Raw genomic sequence first — 17243 nt, 5'->3', positions numbered from 1 at the left:
TCCGGTCTAGTCCACCCAGATCGCGGGTTCGCTGGCGTCCGCGCCCAGTTCGCCGAACTCCCAGGACTGGGTGGTTGCGTTGGCTGAGTACGGCAGCACTGCGGCAAACAGGGAACCGTCCCGGTGCTCGGCGGCCACGTGGATGGCGTCCGACTCCTCCTCCACCAGCAGGATGTCGCAGACCACGGCCGCGGCGCGGAAGTCGTCCCGGTTCTGGCGGAGGAGGGCCTGCAGGTCGTGGATCATGGCATCGGCGTCGAAGTCCCCGTCGCTGCCTTCCGTGGCATCCGCCGGGGAGACGGCAACCAGCCGCACCTCGCCGTCGTTCTGGACCGTCAGGGCGAAGGGCAGGAAACCGCCGTTGCGCTGGAGCTGCTCCTGGGCCGCGCTGACGCCCGTGCCCAGGAGGTTTTCCAGGTCGGTTGCCGTGGCCTCGGAAACGGAATCGCGCCAGCTTTCCTGCCCGCTGTTTCCGTCCGCTGCCTGCCCGGTGTGGTCTGCCATCCGCTGTTAGGCCCGCACCAGGGACAGGACGCGGTCGCGGATGCGTTCCATGGTGGCCCGGTCCGTGGCCTCGGCGTTGAGCCGCAGGAACGGTTCGGTGTTGGAGGGGCGCAGGTTGAACCAGTAGCTGCCGTCATTGGCCGTGAAGGTGCTGCCGTCCAGGTTGTCGATGGTGAGGTCCTCATCCGCGAAGGCCTGGCGCACCCGCTCCACCGCTGCCGGCTTGTCCTCCACCTCAGAGTTGATTTCGCCGGAGCTGACGTAGGGCTCGTATTCGCGTGCCAGGTCGGAGAGCGGGCCGTCCTGCTCGCCCAGGGCTGCCAGGACGTGCATGGCTGCCAGCATGCCGGTGTCGGCGTTCCAGAAGTCGCGGAAGTAGAAGTGGGCGGAGTGCTCGCCGCCGAACACCGCGCCTTCCTTTGCCATGACTGCCTTGATGAAGGAGTGGCCCACGCGCGTGCGGACGGCGCGTCCGCCGTCGTGTTCCACCAGTTCGGCGACGGCGCGGGAGGTCAGCAGGTTGTGGATGATGGCGGGCTTTTCCTCGCCCTGGGCCTTGGCTCGGGCGATCTCGCGGCGCGCCACCATGCCGGTAATGGCCGACGGCGACACGGGCTCGCCCTTCTCGTCGATGACAAAGCAGCGGTCGGCGTCGCCGTCGAAGGCAAGGCCGATGTCCGCGCCATGTTGGATCACGGCGGCCTGCAGGTCGCGGAGGTTTTCCGGCTCCAGCGGGTTGGCCGGGTGGTTGGGGAATGAACCGTCCAGCTCGAAATACAGGGGGACGATGTCGAATGGCAGCTTGGGCAGCAGCGCGTCGCCCAGGACGGCCGGGGTGGTCAGGCCGGCCATGCCGTTGCCGGCGTCCACCACAACCTTCAGCGGGCGGGAGGCAGAAAGGTCAACGAGCTTGCGGAGGTACTCGGAGTAGTCCTTGAGTACGTCGCGGACGCTGATAAGGCCCCTGGTGCCGGTTGCGGGGATGGACCCCGAGTTGAGGTACTGCTCCGCGAGGGCCTGGATCTCCTTGAGGCCGGTTTCAGAGGAGATGGGGACAGCACCCGCCTTCGCCATCTTGATGCCGTTGTACTCGGCGGGGTTGTGGCTGGCGGTGAAGGTGGCTCCGGCGCGGTTGAGGAACCCGCAGGCAAAGTAGAGCTCATCGGTGGAGATCAGGTCCAGCAGCTCCACATTCGCGCCGCGGGCTGCCGCCCCGTTGGCGAAGGCCTTGGAGAACTCAGGGGAGGAAGGACGCATGTCCCCGCCCACTACGATGGTCTGGCCTTCAAGCTGCAGGACATCCACGAACGCGGCCCCCACGGCTTCGACGATTTCGGCAGTGATCGACTCGCCCACAATCCCACGGACGTCGTAGGCCTTGAAGGATGCCGAAAGGTCAAATGTCGTTGTCTGTTCGCTAGTCACGGGCTTTATCTTACGTGGGCAGCGCGGGCGGCCAATGTGGTTGGGGGAGCTCTTTCGTAACAGGTCCGCCCTTAGGGGCCGCTTTCCACATAGCAGCCGGCCGCTGTGCAGGGTGTCGGAGGGTGCTGGGATACTGAATCAATGGCCGATAACCAGTACACGTCCACAGTTTCCGCTACCGCCGTTGCAGACATGGCAGGTCCCGGCGCACCCGGCACCGCCACCCACGCCGAGGCGCTTGAGGTCCTGCGCGGCCTGGTGGGGCACCCGGACGCGGTCTTCCACGACGGGCAGTTTGAAGCCATCGAGGCATTGGTCGACGGCGGGCGGCGGGCTTTGGTGGTCCAGCGCACCGGCTGGGGCAAGTCGGCCGTGTACTTTGTGGCATCCCTGCTGCTGCGGCGGCGGGGCGCCGGGCCAACGCTGATCGTCTCGCCGCTGCTCGCCCTGATGCGGGACCAGGTGGCCGCCGCCGCCCGCGCCGGCGTACGCGCCGTGGCCATCAACTCCGCCAACCAGCTGGAGTGGGACAGCGTCCGTGAACAGCTGGCCGCCGATGAGGTGGACGTGCTCCTGGTTTCCCCGGAACGGCTGACCAATCCCGCGTTCCGGGAAACCCAGCTGCCCGAATTGATCCGGCGGACCGGCCTGCTGGTCATCGATGAAGCCCACTGTATTTCCGACTGGGGCCACGACTTCCGCCCCGACTACCGGCGGATCGCGGACCTCATCACACGGCTGCCGGATTCGGTCCCGGTCCTGGCCACCACCGCCACAGCCAACTCGCGCGTGGTGCACGATATCGAAGAGCAGCTCGGCGCCGGGGTCCTGACCATCCGCGGTTCGCTGGGCCGCGACTCGCTGCGCCTTGGGGTCCTCTCGCTCCCCGACTCCAAAGAGCGGCTGGGCTGGCTCTTGACCCACCTGGCGGATCTGCCGGGCAGCGGGATTATTTACACCCTTACCGTTTCCGCGGCCGAGGACACAGCCCGCCTGTTGTCGGAGGCGGGACATAACGTGCTGGCCTACACCGGACGGACCGATCCCGCGGACCGTGAGCGGGCCGAACAGCTCTTGAAGGACAACCAGGTCAAGGCGCTGGTGGCGACGTCCGCCCTGGGAATGGGCTTCGACAAGCCCGATCTGGGTTTCGTGGTCCACCTCGGGGCGCCGTCCTCGCCCGTGGCTTACTACCAGCAAGTGGGGCGTGCCGGCCGTGGTGCTGCCAACGCTGACGTCCTCCTGCTCCCCGGCGCGGAGGACCGGGAGATCTGGCAGTATTTCGCCACCGCGTCCATGCCCTCGGAGGAAAAGGCCGCGGCGGTGCTGACTGCTTTGGCCGAAGCTGGAACCGCACTGTCCACGGTGGCACTGGAAGCAAGGGTGGACCTTCGCCGCACACCGCTTGAGCTCCTGCTGAAGGTGTTGTCGGTGGACGGCGCTGTGGAACGGGTCGGCGGCGGCTGGCGGTCCACCGGCCAGCCGTGGGTTTACGACGCCGAACGCTACCGCCGGATTGCCGAGGCACGGGTGGACGAGCAGGACTCCATGGTGATCTACCAGGACACCGCAGGCTGCCGGATGGAGTACATCACCTCGGTCCTGGACGATGAGACGGCCCGTCCGTGCGGGCGGTGCGACAACTGCGCGGGCCGGTGGTTCCCGGCGGAGGTGGCAGCCGATGCCACAGCGGCGGCCAGCCAGACCCTGAGCCGCGCCGGCGGCGTCCTTGAACCGCGGCTTCAGTGGCCCAGCGGCATGGACCGGCTGGGAGTGCCGGTGAAAGGAAAACTCAAGCCCGGAGAGGGCCTCTCGGAGGGGCGTGTCCTGGCCCGGTTGACGGACCTCGGATGGGGCGGCGCTTTGCGGGAGCTGTTTGCCGCCGGTGCGGAGGACCGGCCGGTGGACCCCGGGATGCTCCAGGCATGCGTGCAGGTGCTGCGCGAATGGGGAACCGGCGACAGCCGGACCCCTGGGTGGAGCGGAGCGGGCAGGCCGGCCGCCATCGTGGGTGTGCCGTCCCGCAGCAAACCGCAGCTGGTGGGTTCGCTGGCGCGGGGAATTTCCGATATCGGGCGGATCCCGTATCTCGGTGAGCTGCAGCTGGCACACGGAGGCCCCACCGGCGGCCGCGGCGGAAACAGCGCCTACCGACTGGCGGGAGTATGGGACCGGCTGATGGTGGGACCCGAGCTTGAAGCCGCCCTGCAGTCCGTCCAGGGCCAGACAGTCATGCTGATTGATGACCTGGCCGACAGCCGGTGGACCCTTACCGTCGCGGGGCGCGCCCTTCGGCTTGCCGGGGCGGGAGCGGTGCTTCCCCTGGTTCTGGCCCAGGCCGGCTGACGGCGGCCCCTGCGTGGCGGGGGAGCAGGAGGCTGTCCGCGGTACTGGCCAGCATCAGGACAGCCATCGCCACGAACGCGCCGCGGAAGGGCCCGGCCGGGTCCTGCGGTCCAAAGGGCAGCCCGTCGAAGGTCCGGATGAGCAGGGCAGCCACCGCGATACCCGAACCCGTGCCGAGTTGTACCAGCGTGGCGGAAACAGTGTTGGCGGAGGTCAGCTGTGCCGGGGGGATGTCGGCGTACTGCACGGAGGCATAAGCCGAGAAGCCGATGGAGCGGAAGGCTCCGCTGCACACCATCAGAACCACCATCAACGCTTCAGGGGTCTCCGGTGTGAGGAGGGCGCAGAGAGCGAAGGTGACGGCGGACCCCAGCGAGGCGAACACCAGCATCGCCTTGAAACCGAACTTCCGGATCAGCGGGGTGGTGGCCGGCTTGATCCCGATGTTCCCAATGAACACGGCTGCCACCAGGGCGCCGGCATGCAGCGGAGACCAGCCGAACCCGGTCTGGAGCATCAGCGGAAGCAGGAACGGGACCGAACTGATGGTCACCCGGTACACAAACCCGCCCGTGGCCATCGCCCGGAAGGTCCGGGTACGGAAGACCTGCAGGTTGAACAGCGGATGGGGCGTCCGCCGCATCCACAGCACGGCTCCGGTCAGTGCGGCAATCCCGGCAGCAGCACTGATTCCGGCCCAGGGGAGGTCCGGGTGGCTGCTGGCCAGCTCCAGGCCGGCCACCAGGGCGCCCACCCCCACGGTGGTCAGGACCATCCCGGGCCAGTCGAGCCGCCGGCCGGAATCCCCGGGTGCTGCTGGGACCAGGCGCAGGGCGGCGAGAAATGCGGCGGCACCCAGGGGGATGTTCATCAGGAAGATCCAGTGCCAGGAAAGGTACGTAGTGAGCGCCCCGCCCACCAGCGGTGCCAGGACCGGCGCCAGGAGTCCGGGCCACACCAGGAAGGCGGTGGCGCGCAACAACTCGGATTTCGGGGTTCCGCGCAGGACCACCAGGGTCCCCACCGGAACCATCATGGCCCCGCCAACGCCCTGGGCGACCCGGCTCAGCGTCAGCGTGGCCAGGTCCTGGCTAAGGGCGCAGGCCAGGGAAGCGAGCGTGAAGACGGCGATGGCCGCGCAGAAGATCCGCCTTGCGCCGAACCGCTCCGCCAGCCAGCCGCTGATGGGAATGCCGACGGCTACCGTCAACAGGTACGCGGTCATGGTGATGTTGACGTCGGCGGCGGGAACGGCCAAATCTGCCGAAATGCTGGGGATGGCCGTGGTGAGGACCGTGCCGTCCAGGAATTCCATGAAGAACGTTGCCGCCACGAGAAGTGCCAGTCGTGGGTTCCATGCCGCCCGGGCGACGTCCGGTTGGTGTGATTTGCTGCGTGCCGCCATGGGCCAATCCTGCCACTGCGGCAGAGGCAGGCGCCTTCCCCGTCCGCTGTCCGGACAGCGCGTTCCCGCGGGAGGCGAAAGCGGCGCCCACGCTCTCAGAAGCTTGTCCGCGCATCCGAACCTACAACGCGCTGATCTGCGAACGGGCTTATGGCCGGCCGCGGGGCGCCGGGAAACGCAAAAGGCCCCGGTCCAGTGGACCGGGGCCAAACGCGGAGACGGGGGGATTTGAACCCCCGGTCGAGTTTAACCCCGACCCTTCATTAGCAGTGAAGTCCATTCGGCCGCTCTGGCACGTCTCCAATTGCTATTCCTAGCCCACCAAGGATACGCAGATCCGGCCATGCAGTGCAAAACGGTCACTGCCAAAGCCCTGGGACGCCGGCCGCGATCCGGGCAGCTTACGGGAAACGCTGCACGGGGCGCACCATGCGGATCTCCGGCAGGTCCTCCCAGTCCGGCAGGATGTCCCGGGCGCCATCGGGTTCAAAGCCGAAACGGCGGTAGAAACCGATGGCGCGGCCGTTCCCGGCGGCCACCCACAGACTTGCCGCCTTGGTGTCCAGGGCCGCCGTGAGCAGGCGCCGGCCCAGCCCAAGGCCCTGGTGTGACGCCAGCAGGTACAACCCCCACAGTTCCAAATCACCCGAGGACGGCGGCGGGTGTCCTTCGGGGGAACCGGGAGCCGGCAGGAGCCGTGCACCCGCGAACCCGACCACCGTCGCGCCGTCGCATGCCACCCACACCTCGGCAGGTTCGGGCCGGCCCAGCAGGTGCCGCCAGAGCCGCAGCCGGTCTGCCGGATCCACTGCAGCGAGGAAAGCATCGGACAGCATGCCCCGGTAGGTTTCCTGCCAGCAGCGGACGTGCACCTGGGCCAGTTGTTCGATGTCCCCGGCGCCGGCCCGGCGGACGGCCAACCCGGATTCCATAGCGGTCAGCCTGCCAGCGCCTTCCACAGGAAGTGCTGGCTGCGTGCCTGGAGCGCGGCGGCCTGACGGTTGTCCGAGGCACCCGCATGGCCGCCTTCCAACGCTTCGTGGAACCACACGTTGGGAATGCCCATGGCCAGCATCCGGGCTGCCATCTTGCGCGCCTGCACCGGGCCCACCCGGTCGTCCGATGTTGCAGTCCAGATGAAGGTCTCCGGGTACTCCACCGCGTCCTTGAGCAGGTGGTAGGGCGAGAAGGTCCTGATGTACTCCCACTGTTCGGGGACGTCCGGGTCCCCGTACTCGGCAATCCAGGAATGCCCGGCGGAGAGCTTGGTGTACCGGCGCATGTCCAGCAGGGGCACCCCGCAGGAGACGGCCCGGAACAGTTCGGGGTAGCGGGTGAGCATGTTTCCCACCAGGAGGCCGCCGTTGGAGCCGCCCACGCAGCCCAGCCGCCGGGGAGATGTGACCCCGCGAGAGATCAGGTCGCGGGCCACAGCGGCGAAGTCCTCGTAGGCACGGCGCCGGTTTTCCTTCAGCGCGGCCCGGTGCCATGCCGGCCCGTACTCGCCGCCGCCACGGATGTTCGCCACCACATAGACACCGCCGCGGGAGTGGGGTGCCTTGCCGTCGCTTGCATCCGACAGCGTGGTCCGCCGCTCCAGCCATGCCCGGCCCACCGTGCCGCTGTAGGCGGGCGTCCGGGAAACCTCAAACCCGCCGTAGCCGGACAGCTGGGTGGGGTTCTGCCCGTCCAAAGCCAGCCCGCGCGGAGCTATCTGGAAGTACGGGACCCGGGTGCCGTCGTCGGACACGGCGAAGTGCTGCTCCACCTCATAGTCACCGTCGGCAAAGAACGACGGCGAGGTCTTGATGGTGGCGTGCCGGCTCACCACGCCGGACGTCCCGGCGTCGTCATGCCCGTCCCAGGCCCTTTCCAGGGTGCCGCGCATGAGGGTGGTGGGGGTGGTGAAGCCGGTGGCGACGAGCCAGAAGTCCTCGCCGGCGCCGCCGTCGGCCGGTCCCTCGTCCTCGTCGTCCACGGCGTAGGCGTTCACGTCATGCAGCGGCGGGCAGGCATCAAGGAGGCTGGCCGCCCAGCCGCCGTCCGCATGGCCAGTGGGCCGGGAGGGGTCCAGCACCCGGATTTCCGAGGAAACGTCCCTGAGCAGGTTGAGCAGCAGGAAGTTCCGGGTCCAGCTCCAGGACTGAAGCGACGTGTGGTCATCCGGAGTGAACAGCACAATGAGCTGCGGGCTGCCGGAAAGGTAGTCCTCGAAGTTGGCGGCCAGGAGTGATCCGGACGGGTAGGTGGTGCCGTCCAGGACCCAGTCCTGCTGGGGGCGGAAGAGCAGCCATTCCCGGTGCGCGCTGATGTTGACGTCGGTGGGCACATCAATCTGCACCCAGTCCCCGTCCCGCAGCACAAAGTTGGTCCGGTTGAAGAAGTCTATGTAGTCCACGGCGAAGGTGCGCTCAAATCCGGGTGTGGAATCGTGCGCCGCAAACGCCATCATGTGCTCTTCCGGCACCTCGAACAGGCGCGGGGCCGCGGCCAGGGAGTCACCGCGCTTCAGGGTCACCGCGGTACGGGCATAGGAGGATGCGGTTTTGGGCAGGCCCTCTGCGGTGGAGGACACCAGGAGCGTATCGGCGTCCAGCCATGACACATTGCCCTTCGCGGTGGGCAGGTCGAACCCGCCCCGGGCGGGATCAACGAAGCCGCGCGCCTCGACGTCGAACTCACGGTAGCGGTTGGCGTCGCCGCCGTCGGGGGAGAGGGCAAGCAGCGCCAGGCGGTAGGGCTGGCCGGCCGCGGGGCGCAGGAACGTGGCCCCGTGGAACACCCACTCTTCCCCTTCGGCCCGGGACAGTTCGTCAACATCCAGCAGGACGTCCCATTCGGGGGAGTCGGTGAGGTAGCTCTCCCAGGTGGTGCGCCGCCAGAGGCCCTTGGGGTTCCCGCTGTCCTTCCAGAAGTTGTAGTACCAGTCGCCGCGCTTGCCCACCATGGCGATCCGGTCCGTGGAGTCCAGGACCTCCAGGATGCTGTTCTCCAGTTCGGCGTAGCCGGAGTCCTCCAGCAGGTCCTCGGTCCGGGAATTCTGCTCCCTGACCCAGGCCAGCTGTTCCTCGCCGTAGATGTCCTCCAGCCACACATTTTCGTCGACGGGCACCGGTGCCGTTCCCTGCGGTGCGGTGCCGCGGGTGTCCTGGCCGGAACCGGGAAGGGACGCTTGATCAGCTGCTGTGGTGGTCATGTGGCCCATCCAAACAACATCCCCCAAGGCTGGCAAGTCAAGCGGCCGCGGCATACTCCGCTTCCAGCCCGTACGCTGGATGCCGTGGAATTATCGCAGAGCAACCGGGCCGTCATCATCGGCGGCGGCCCCCGTGGCACCAGCGTGCTGGAGCGGCTGCTCGCCCACACCGCCGCAGCGGGCGCCTCCGTGCGGCTGCACATCGACGTGGTCGACCCGTACCCGGCAGGCCCCGGACACGTGTGGCAGCCCGGTCAGTCCCGGCTGTTCCTCATGAACACCCAGTCGTTCTACCCCACCCTGATCCCGCAGGACCCGTCGCTGCCCGCACCGGTTGCCGGCACCACGTTCGACCAGTGGCGGGCGCAGCAGCAGCGGGACCCGCTGCCGGCCCTCACCGGCGAGGAACGGGCGGAACTGGCGGTGCTCGAGTCGAACGACTTTCCCAGCCGCGCCCTGTACGGACGCTACCTTCAGTGCACGCTGGAGGAACTGCTGGGCAAGGCTCCCGACGGCGTCACGGTCGAATTCCACGACACGTCTGCACAGTCGGTGCGTCCCGTGGGGGACGGAAGGTACGACGTCGGCCTCGTCACCGGAGCGACGCTGCGCGCCAGCGCCGTGGTGCTGGCCCTGGGGCACATCCCGTCGCGGCTGAATCCGGAACAGCGCGAGCTGCAGGCCGCAGCCTCGCAGCTGGGTCTGCAGTACTTTCCCCCTGCCGTGCCAGCGGACGTGGACTGGTCCCGGATCCCCGCGGGTGAGCCCGTCCTGGTGCGCGGCATGGGCCTGAACTTCTTTGACACGATGGGGCAGCTCACCGAAGGCCGCGGCGGGAAATTCGTGTCCACGGGCAGCCGCCTCGAGTATGAACCGTCCGGCCAGGAACCCCGGATTATTGCTGCTTCCCGGCGCGGGACCCCTTACCGGGCCAAAGCAGCCCTTGACGGCTACTACGCCAGGTCCGTCACGCTCCGCTACCTCACGGAGGCCGCCTTGGAGCGGCTGGCGAAGGCGGGAATCCGGCCCTCGTTCGACCACGACCTGTGGCCGCTCCTGCACCGCGACGCCCTCTGGGCCTACTACTCGACGCTCGTGCGCTCGCAGCCGGCCGCGGTCCCGGATGCGAAGGCCTTCCTCGCGGCGCTGGAGGAAGCCCTGCAGCCGCACGCGCACAGCGCCACCAAATGGGAAGACAACGTGGAGAGCGTCCTGGCCGTCCACGTCGGTCCTCGGCACCGCCTGGACCTGCCGGGCTTGGCGGCCCCGCTGGCGGGCCGCTCGTTCGCGTCCCGTCGGGAGCATGACGCAGCAGTGGTGGAATTCCTGCTGGACGATGCGCGCCGTTCAGCCCTCGGCGAGGACGACCCCGTCAAAATGGCCATCGCCGCGCTGCACCACGGGCGGGCCGTCCTCAAAACGGCAGTGGCCGACGGCGGCATCACCGACGAGTCCTGGGTCGCCGGGCTGCGTGGCTGGTTTGAGTCCTTCGTGGAGGGCCTCGCCAGCGGGCCGCCGGCGCTGCGCGCCGAACAGCTGGCCGCACTGGCCAGGGCCGGCGTCGTCAGTTTTGTGGGGCCGGACCCCAAATTCGGAGTGGACCGGAAGTCCGGGACGTTCACTGCTTCCTCGCCGTGGGTTGCGGGTCCCCCGGTCATGGCGCGGACCATGGTGGAAGCCCTTGCCCCGGGCAACCGGGTGTCGGCCAACGATTCGCCGGTCCTGGAGCAGTTGCTGTCCGATGGGCTGGTGCGGCCCCGGCTCATGATGGCCGCAGAAGGCGCTCCCGTCGAGTCCACCGGTCTGGACGTGGAGCCCCACCCGTACCGCCCGGTTGCCGCCAACGGGTCGGTAACGGAAAACCTGTACGTGCTGGGCCTCCAGTTGTCCTCCACCCAGTGGGGTACCGCCATCGCGGCCGAAGCCCTCCAACCCGGCAGCCCCGCCTACCGCAGCGGCCAGCGGACCCTCCGGGATGCCGACGAGATCGCGGCAGCCATCCTCGGCAGCTGACCCACGCCCGCTCACCTTTGGCAATGATTCTCCAAACGCCCGCTCACCTTTGACCGTTAAAACAACAGCGCCCGCTCACCAATGGCGAGCGGGCGCTGTTGTTACGCCGGGCGCGTGGCAGCGCCGTCGGGGTGCCTTTCCGTTAGCCCCGCAGGCAGGCACGGTAGGCGGCCATGGCCTGCCCGTAGTTGGCCTGGCCCCTAAGATCGGCCGGGCGGGTGGGCTTGACCGGCAGCACGCACACCGGCTCAGTGGGGGTTTCCGCCCCGACCAGGACGGCGACCTTCACTACGGTGCCGGACTCGACGGCGGTGAGCAGCAGTGTGGCCGCGCCCTCCGCTGCCCCGGCCGGGACCGCCAGGTTTACGGCGGCCGCGCCGGAGGCAACCGGAACGGTGCCCAACCGGGTCACGGTGCCGGCGGCGTCGGTGAACGAGGCCTCCAGTGCCGTGTTCACCGGGCTGCCCAGGGACGTCAGGTCGAGCTTGGACACGGCCAGCGTGACCGGTTCGCCGGGCTTGGCCCCAGCGGCGGTGGTGTTGGTGACTGCGACCGAACGCCGGGCGAAGTCCGGGGAAACGGGGCTGCTCTGCTGGAGGTACCCCATCCACGCGTCCCGGTCCACCAGCCCGGAATCGCGGGTGTTGGTGCCCTCCGTGAAGATCCGGAAGTTGTCGCCGCCGGTTGCCAGGAAGCTGAACGTGCCCACCCGGTAGGACCTGGCCGGGTCCAGCAGTTCACCGTTCACCCAAACCGAGGTGATGCGGTCCCCGGCTGCGCGGGCGGCGTCATAGGTGTAGTTCACGTTTTTTGACAGGCCCAGCTGCAGGTAGGCGCGGCTGGGAACCGTGCCGTCCGGGTTGGTCTGCCACTGCTGTTCCAGCTGCGTCTTGAACTGCGCCCCGGTCAGGGACGTGGTCCACAGGTTGTTCACGAACGGCAGCACCGCATTGGCCTCGGCGTAGGTGATGGTGCCGTCCGGAGCGTAGTACAGCTCGTTGCGCAGGCCGCCGGGATTGACGACCCCGATCTCCGCACCGCCGAGCTCAGCCGGCTGCAGGGAAGAGAGCAGGGAGTCGGCCACCAGGTTGCCCAGGGTGGATTCGCTGCCGCGGTCATCGCGCTTGGGGGTACCGGCGGCGTCTGTGGTGAACGCGGTGGTGATGTCCTTGGTGACCGAGCCGATGGGCTGGTTGCCCACAACGGCCGCGTCCGCCAGGGCCTTCTTGACAATGGCATCCACTGCGGCGACCCGCGGGTATGCGGCAACCAGGTCAGCAGCAGCGTCAGCGGTGCGTTTGACGTTACCGGCCTTGTACGCCGTCACCTCCTTGCTGGCGGTGTCCACGGTCAGCTGGATCTGGCCCACGTTCTCGCCGTAGTTTCCGGTCTGCACGATGGGACGGGTCTTGCCCGCTGCGCCGGGAACGGGTGCGTCCCAGGCGTATTCCTTGTGCGTGTGGCCGGTGAAGATCGCATCCACCTCGGGGGACGTTTCGGTGACCAGCTTCGCGAACGGGCCGCCGGCTGCCACTTCCTGCTCCAGTGTGGCGCCTTCCACCACACCCGAGCCGGCGCCGTCGTGATCCTCCACGATGATCACGTCCGCCAGCTTGTCCGCCGTGATCTTTGCGGCCACCCGGTTGATCGCGTCCACCGGGTCCCCGAAGTCGAGGTCGGCGATGCCGGCCGGCGTCACCAGGGACGGAACCTCCTGGGTAACCGTGCCGATCACGGCGACCTTGATGCCGTTAAGGTCCAGCACCGTATACTCGGGCAGCACCGGTTCGGTGGTGCCCTTCCTGTAGACGTTCGCACCCAGGTAGGGGAACTTGGCGTTGGTGCCGCCCGCGATGACGCGGTCCCGCAGGTCGGCCCAGCCGCCGTCGAACTCGTGGTTGCCCACGGCAGACGCCTTCAGTTCCAGGGCGTTGAGAACATCGATGGTGGGCTGGTCCTTGGCAACTGCCGAGGCGAACAGGGAAGCGCCGATGTTGTCACCGGCGGACAGGAAAGCCGTGGCGCCGGGAGCGGCCGCGGCCCGCAGCTTCTCGATGGTGCCGGCGAACTGGACCGTGTTGGTGTCGATCCTGCCGTGGAAGTCGTTGATGTTCAGGAGGTTGAGGTCAACGGTGGCAGGTGTGGACGCCAGGTTCAGGCCCACCACCACGGGGTCGTGGTCGCTGGCACGGAACTGGTCCGGGGCGTAGTAGTTGGTGATGTTGTTGTTGTAGCGGCTGTATTCCAGCGCCACGGATTCCACGGAGTTGATGTTCCAGATGTCGGCGCCGCTGACCACGGCGTTGGCGGCGGGGGAGGCAAGGATGTGGTCCAGGGACCCCACCAGGCCGCCGAAAAGGTAGGAATGCTTGGCTGATCCGTCTGCGTTGCGGGCCTTGTCGTCCTGGTTGACATACCCCGCGCCGGTGAGGACATTGATCGGGTCTTCCTTGCCGTACGAATTGAAGTCACCGGCCAGGAACACTTTGTCGGTGCCCTTGGACTTCTGCAGTTCGTCTGCGAATGCCAGCAGGGACTGCGCCTGGGCAGTGCGGGCGAGGTTCGAGGCGCCCTGGCCCTTGTCGGTGTCGTCAGGGGTTGCAGCCGAGCCCTTGGACTTGAAGTGGTTGGCGATGGCGATGAATTCGGTGCCGGCTCCGCCGTCCACAGGCCTGAAGACCTGGGCCAACGGCTTGCGGGCGCTGGCAAAGGCCACGGTGTCGTTGTGGATGATGGATTCACCTACGGGTTCGGTCACGGCCTTTTTGTAGATGAACGCGGTGCGGATCATGTCCTCGTCAGCCAGCGGCGGAGCGTTGGCAGGGGAGCGGACGTAGTCCCAGATGCCGGGGGAGGGGATGTTGAGGGCTTCCACCAGTTTGGCCAGGGCATCGTCCCGGTTCTTGCCGAACTGCGCGGAGTTCTCGACTTCCATCAGGGTCACCACGTCGGCGCCGGATTTGGTGATGGCGGAGACGATCTTGTCCTGCTGGCGCTTGAAGTTCCCGGCGTTGGCGGCGCCGCGGGCGTCACAGCCGCCGCGGACCGTGATCGGGTTGCCGTCGCGGTCCTCATGGAACGTGCACCCGGACAACGTGTCGCCCGTGGTGGGGAAGTAGTTCAGGACGTTGAAGGACGCGATCTTCACGTTGCCGCCCACCGGCGCGGGAGCTTCGGTGCGGGTGGCCCCGAAGCTGGCGGGCTGGACCGTAGCCTTGTTGGCTTCGGTGAGGTGGGTCAGCGGCTGGAGCTTCCAGGAGTTGTTGGCGTAGCCCAGCACCACATTGGTGGTGAAGCTGACCGGTGAGCCCACCCGGACCGGGTCCGTGGTGGTGAGGTAAGGCAGCACCTCGGCCTTGGTGGTGGCGTCCTTGAGGAAGTTGGTGCTGGACCCGTCGTCGAGCTTGATGCCCCGGGCAGCATTGTCCGCGACGACGGCGGCGTACTCAGGTGAGCCGTACGGCGCCACGGCGGTGGGCTGCACCAGGGGAGTGGTTCCGCCGGCCAGGCCAATCTCGCCGTACTGGTTCAGGCTGTAGTTGTCGCTTACGGTCAGAGGTCCCTGGGGTGCCAGGAGCATGCCTTCCAGCGACTCACGGAAGGCCTCGCTGGCGGGCAGGGTGAAGAGTGCCGGCTTGACTTCGGGAGCCGCGTCGCTGAGCTTGGTAAGCCCGGTTTCGGCTGTGACGTTGAGTTGGGTCATGCCGTAGTACTCGGCCACGGTGCCGGTTACCTGGACGTAGTCACCGGCCTGCACTGAGGCCGCTGTGGCCGGGGAGTAGACGAAGATGCCGTCGGAGGCTGAGTGGTTGGTGGCCGTCAGGTCGCCGCCGGTGCCGGGGGTCTGGAGGTAATAGCCGTTGAGCCCGCCCGTGGGGAAGGCTGCGGTGACTTTGCCCTTGGTGGTGACGGTGACGCCGGCCAGGGGGCTTTCCGTCCCGGTGCCCTGGATTTCCGCGATGGCCCTGGCCACGGGGTCGGGGGCGGGGACCGGCGTCGGATCCGGAGCGGTGCCGCCGGAGGAAGCCGGCGTGACGGAGGCGTTGAGCGTGAAGTCCGCGGCGTTGCTGTTGCTGTCCGCGCCCGCGGTCCGGTTGAGGCTCTTCACGTCCGTGTTTGATGCAGGTGCCGCGGCGGCCCGGGTCTCGAAGGTGTTGGAGGTGCCATAGCCCAGGAGGTCGGCCACGCCCGTCGTTTCCACCGCGGAGCCGGTGGGGAGGCCGACGGCGGTGGGCTGTTTGGCGAGCACGATGGTGCCGCTGCTGCCGCTGAAGTTAAGGGCGCCGGCAACGAGGTCCGGCGCCGGCAGGTCGGCGCCGTTGGTGCCGTTGCTGCTGCCCTGTACCAGGTAGTAGCCCTTGGCGGGAATCGAACCTGACAGGGCGGCGACCCCCGTTGGAGCCGCGGTGCCGGTGCCGGAACGGTACTGAACGGACCAGCCGTCCAGGGAAACAGGAGCGTCGGAGCGGTTGTACAGCTCCACGAATTTGTTCTTGTAGGCGGCCCCGCTGCTGCCGCCGCTCAAGTAGGCCTCGTTGATGACAACGGGGGAGGTGCCGGCCGCGGCTGAGACCTCCGCGGCCGCCGGGACAGCTGTCAGCGGGGCTGCGATGAGCCCCGCTGACAACGCTGTGCCCAGCGCTAACTTCCAAGGTGTTTGATGCATCCGCTCTTACTTTCATTGAGGTGTCCCCGGTGGGGGACCCGGTGGAGTGCGTCCGGCTGTACCAATCGGACTGGGGCCCGGATCCTGCTCCTGGTCAAGTGGGTGTCCGGCACATGACAACAGCACTGAATGAACGCAGGGTGGATGGAGCGTGCATTCGGCGGGACGTTCCCCAGCGGAGCGGCCCGCTCTCCGGCCCGGACCTGCCTGGCCCGAACCGGAGGTGCTGTTGGCGGGAGTGATGTCACCGGAAAACCCCCAGGTGTGCCGGCAATCACAAACGATACCCGCGGGTAGCTTTCGGTCCAGGGTTTGGCAGCGGATTAATCCAAAGAATTTACGCGCCTGCAACAGGCGCGGCCCGGAAGTTCAGGACCCGGAAAGTTAAAGCAGGAAACCCCTGGCGGCCGTTGCCGGCTGCCAGGGGTTTCTTCCGCGGAAGGTAAGAGATTCGAACTCTTGGTACGGGGTTACCGCACACTGGTTTTCAAGACCAGCTCCTTCGGCCGCTCGGACAACCTTCCTCAGCTAGTAGTGTTTCATAGGCACTTGCCTGCAACAAAACAGGCCGGGGTTGGTGACCGGTGCAGACTGGTTGCAGCCAGGATTTGAGTCAGGAACGGGAGAGGTCCATGAAAGCCGTCTACATATCGGAACCGGGCGGCCCGGAAGTGCTGGAAGTCCGGGACGTGGATGCGCCGGTGCCCGGCCAGGGCGAGGTGCTCATTGATGTGGTGGCCGCGGGCCTGAACCGGGCTGATGTCCAGCAGCGCAGGGGTTTCTACCCGCCGCCGCCCGGAGCCTCCGAAATCCCCGGGCTGGAAGTGTCGGGCCGGATCGCAGGCTTTGGCCCCGGTGTCAGCAAGCCCTTCTCGCTGGGGGACAAGGTGGTGGCCCTGCTGGCCGGCGGCGGCTACGCCCAGCAGGTGGCGGTTCCGGCCGAACAGGTCCTGCGGGTTCCGGAAGGGGTGGACCTGGTCACCGCGGCGTCGCTGCCGGAGGTGGCCGCAACGGTCTACTCCAACCTGATCATGACCGCGCAGCTGCAGGCTGGTGAAACTGTCCTCATCCACGGGGCTACTGGCGGGATCGGCACCATGGCCATCCAGCTTGCCAAGGCCTTCGGTGCCAGGGTGGCCACCACGGCCGGCACGGAGGAAAAGGTCAGCACTGCCAAGGCCTTCCTTGGAGCTGACATTGCCATCAATTACGCCGAGGAGGACTTCCCGGAAAGTCTTCGGCGGCAGAATGACGGCAAGGGGGCGGACGTCATCCTGGACGTGGTGGGTGCCAAGTACCTGCAGCAGAACGTGGATGCCTTGGCAGACTACGGGCGCCTGGTGGTGATCGGCCTGCAGGGTGGCACCAAGGGTGAGCTGGACCTTGGCCTGTTGCTGAAGAAGCGCGCGGCCGTGGTGGCCACCGCCCTGCGGCCCCGGCCCGTGGCGGAAAAGGGCGCCATCATGACTGCTGTCCGGGATGCTGTCTGGCCGCTGGTGGCCGATGGCAGGATCCGCCCGCTGGTTGCCAAGACGTTCCCGCTGGACCAGGTGGCCGCGGCGCACCGCTATTTCGACAGCGGCGACCACGTGGGCAAAGTCCTTCTGGTCATGTAGCACCGGCGTTACATACCGGGTATTGCCTTCAGCTGCCATCCCCATTAGGCTTCCTATACGCGGTATGCACGG

Annotated in this window: 9 protein-coding genes and 2 tRNA genes; 3 read left to right on the top strand and 8 right to left on the bottom strand. The window is 67.6% G+C overall.

The features are described from left to right. Positions 1-6: 6 nt before the first annotated feature. Together QFZ60_RS16980 and QFZ60_RS16975 are read right to left on the bottom strand one after the other, a co-directional pair. The gene (locus QFZ60_RS16980) at positions 7-504 is read right to left on the bottom strand and encodes a hypothetical protein (RefSeq protein WP_307091982.1); all 498 of its coding nucleotides are present in this window, start codon (positions 502-504) and stop codon (positions 7-9) included. A 6-nt stretch (positions 505-510) separates the two neighbouring features. Further along, on the bottom strand, positions 511-1929 hold the full coding sequence (locus tag QFZ60_RS16975) for a phosphomannomutase/phosphoglucomutase (RefSeq protein ID WP_307091980.1): 1419 nt from the start codon (positions 1927-1929) through the stop codon (positions 511-513). Between the two features lie 192 nt (positions 1930-2121). Between QFZ60_RS16975 and QFZ60_RS16970 the strand changes: the two genes are divergently transcribed. Beyond that, positions 2122-4275 carry an ATP-dependent DNA helicase RecQ gene (locus tag QFZ60_RS16970; protein ID WP_307093364.1) on the top strand — a complete coding sequence of 718 codons (2154 nt, stop codon included), beginning with the start codon at positions 2122-2124 and terminating at the stop codon, positions 4273-4275. Here the strand turns inward: QFZ60_RS16970 and QFZ60_RS16965 are convergent. The 4 genes from QFZ60_RS16965 to QFZ60_RS16950 all read right to left on the bottom strand — a co-directional run bounded on the left by QFZ60_RS16965 (position 4199) and on the right by QFZ60_RS16950 (position 8876). After that, positions 4199-5680, bottom strand: coding sequence for an MFS transporter (locus QFZ60_RS16965; protein WP_307091979.1), 1482 nt, complete (start codon positions 5678-5680; stop codon positions 4199-4201). The two genes, QFZ60_RS16970 and QFZ60_RS16965, sit on opposite strands and share 77 nt — an antisense overlap. A gap of 213 nt (positions 5681-5893) precedes the next feature. Next, positions 5894-5982: transfer RNA gene (locus tag QFZ60_RS16960), tRNA-Ser, on the bottom strand. 99 nt (positions 5983-6081) lie between these two features. Continuing rightward, positions 6082-6612, bottom strand: coding sequence for a GNAT family N-acetyltransferase (locus QFZ60_RS16955; protein WP_307091977.1), 531 nt, complete (start codon positions 6610-6612; stop codon positions 6082-6084). A 5-nt stretch (positions 6613-6617) separates the two neighbouring features. After that, a complete protein-coding gene (locus QFZ60_RS16950; RefSeq protein WP_307091975.1) occupies positions 6618-8876 on the bottom strand; it encodes a prolyl oligopeptidase family protein in 2259 nt (752 codons plus the stop codon). Positions 8877-8960: 84 nt separating this feature from the next. Here QFZ60_RS16950 and QFZ60_RS16945 point away from each other — a divergent pair, with 84 nt between their 5' ends. Continuing rightward, positions 8961-10889, top strand: a complete 1929-nt coding sequence (locus QFZ60_RS16945) for an FAD/NAD(P)-binding domain-containing protein (protein WP_307091973.1) — start codon at positions 8961-8963, stop codon at positions 10887-10889. 142 nt (positions 10890-11031) lie between these two features. On the opposite strand, the gene QFZ60_RS16940 is transcribed toward QFZ60_RS16945, so the two are convergent. Together QFZ60_RS16940 and QFZ60_RS16935 are read right to left on the bottom strand one after the other, a co-directional pair. Then, positions 11032-15555, bottom strand: coding sequence for an ExeM/NucH family extracellular endonuclease (locus QFZ60_RS16940; protein WP_307091971.1), 4524 nt, complete (start codon positions 15553-15555; stop codon positions 11032-11034). 436 nt (positions 15556-15991) lie between these two features. Further along, positions 15992-16079, bottom strand: a tRNA-Ser gene (locus QFZ60_RS16935). Positions 16080-16187: 108 nt separating this feature from the next. Between QFZ60_RS16935 and QFZ60_RS16930 the strand changes: the two genes are divergently transcribed. Beyond that, entirely contained in the window at positions 16188-17171 is a 984-nt protein-coding gene (locus QFZ60_RS16930; protein WP_307091970.1) for an NAD(P)H-quinone oxidoreductase, read from the top strand. Positions 17172-17243 lie beyond the last annotated feature (72 nt).

It is taken from the genome of Arthrobacter sp. B2I5 (genome assembly GCF_030816735.1).
In the GTDB taxonomy this organism is placed as follows: domain Bacteria; phylum Actinomycetota; class Actinomycetes; order Actinomycetales; family Micrococcaceae; genus Arthrobacter.
This window is presented reverse-complemented; position numbering and strand designations above follow the sequence as displayed.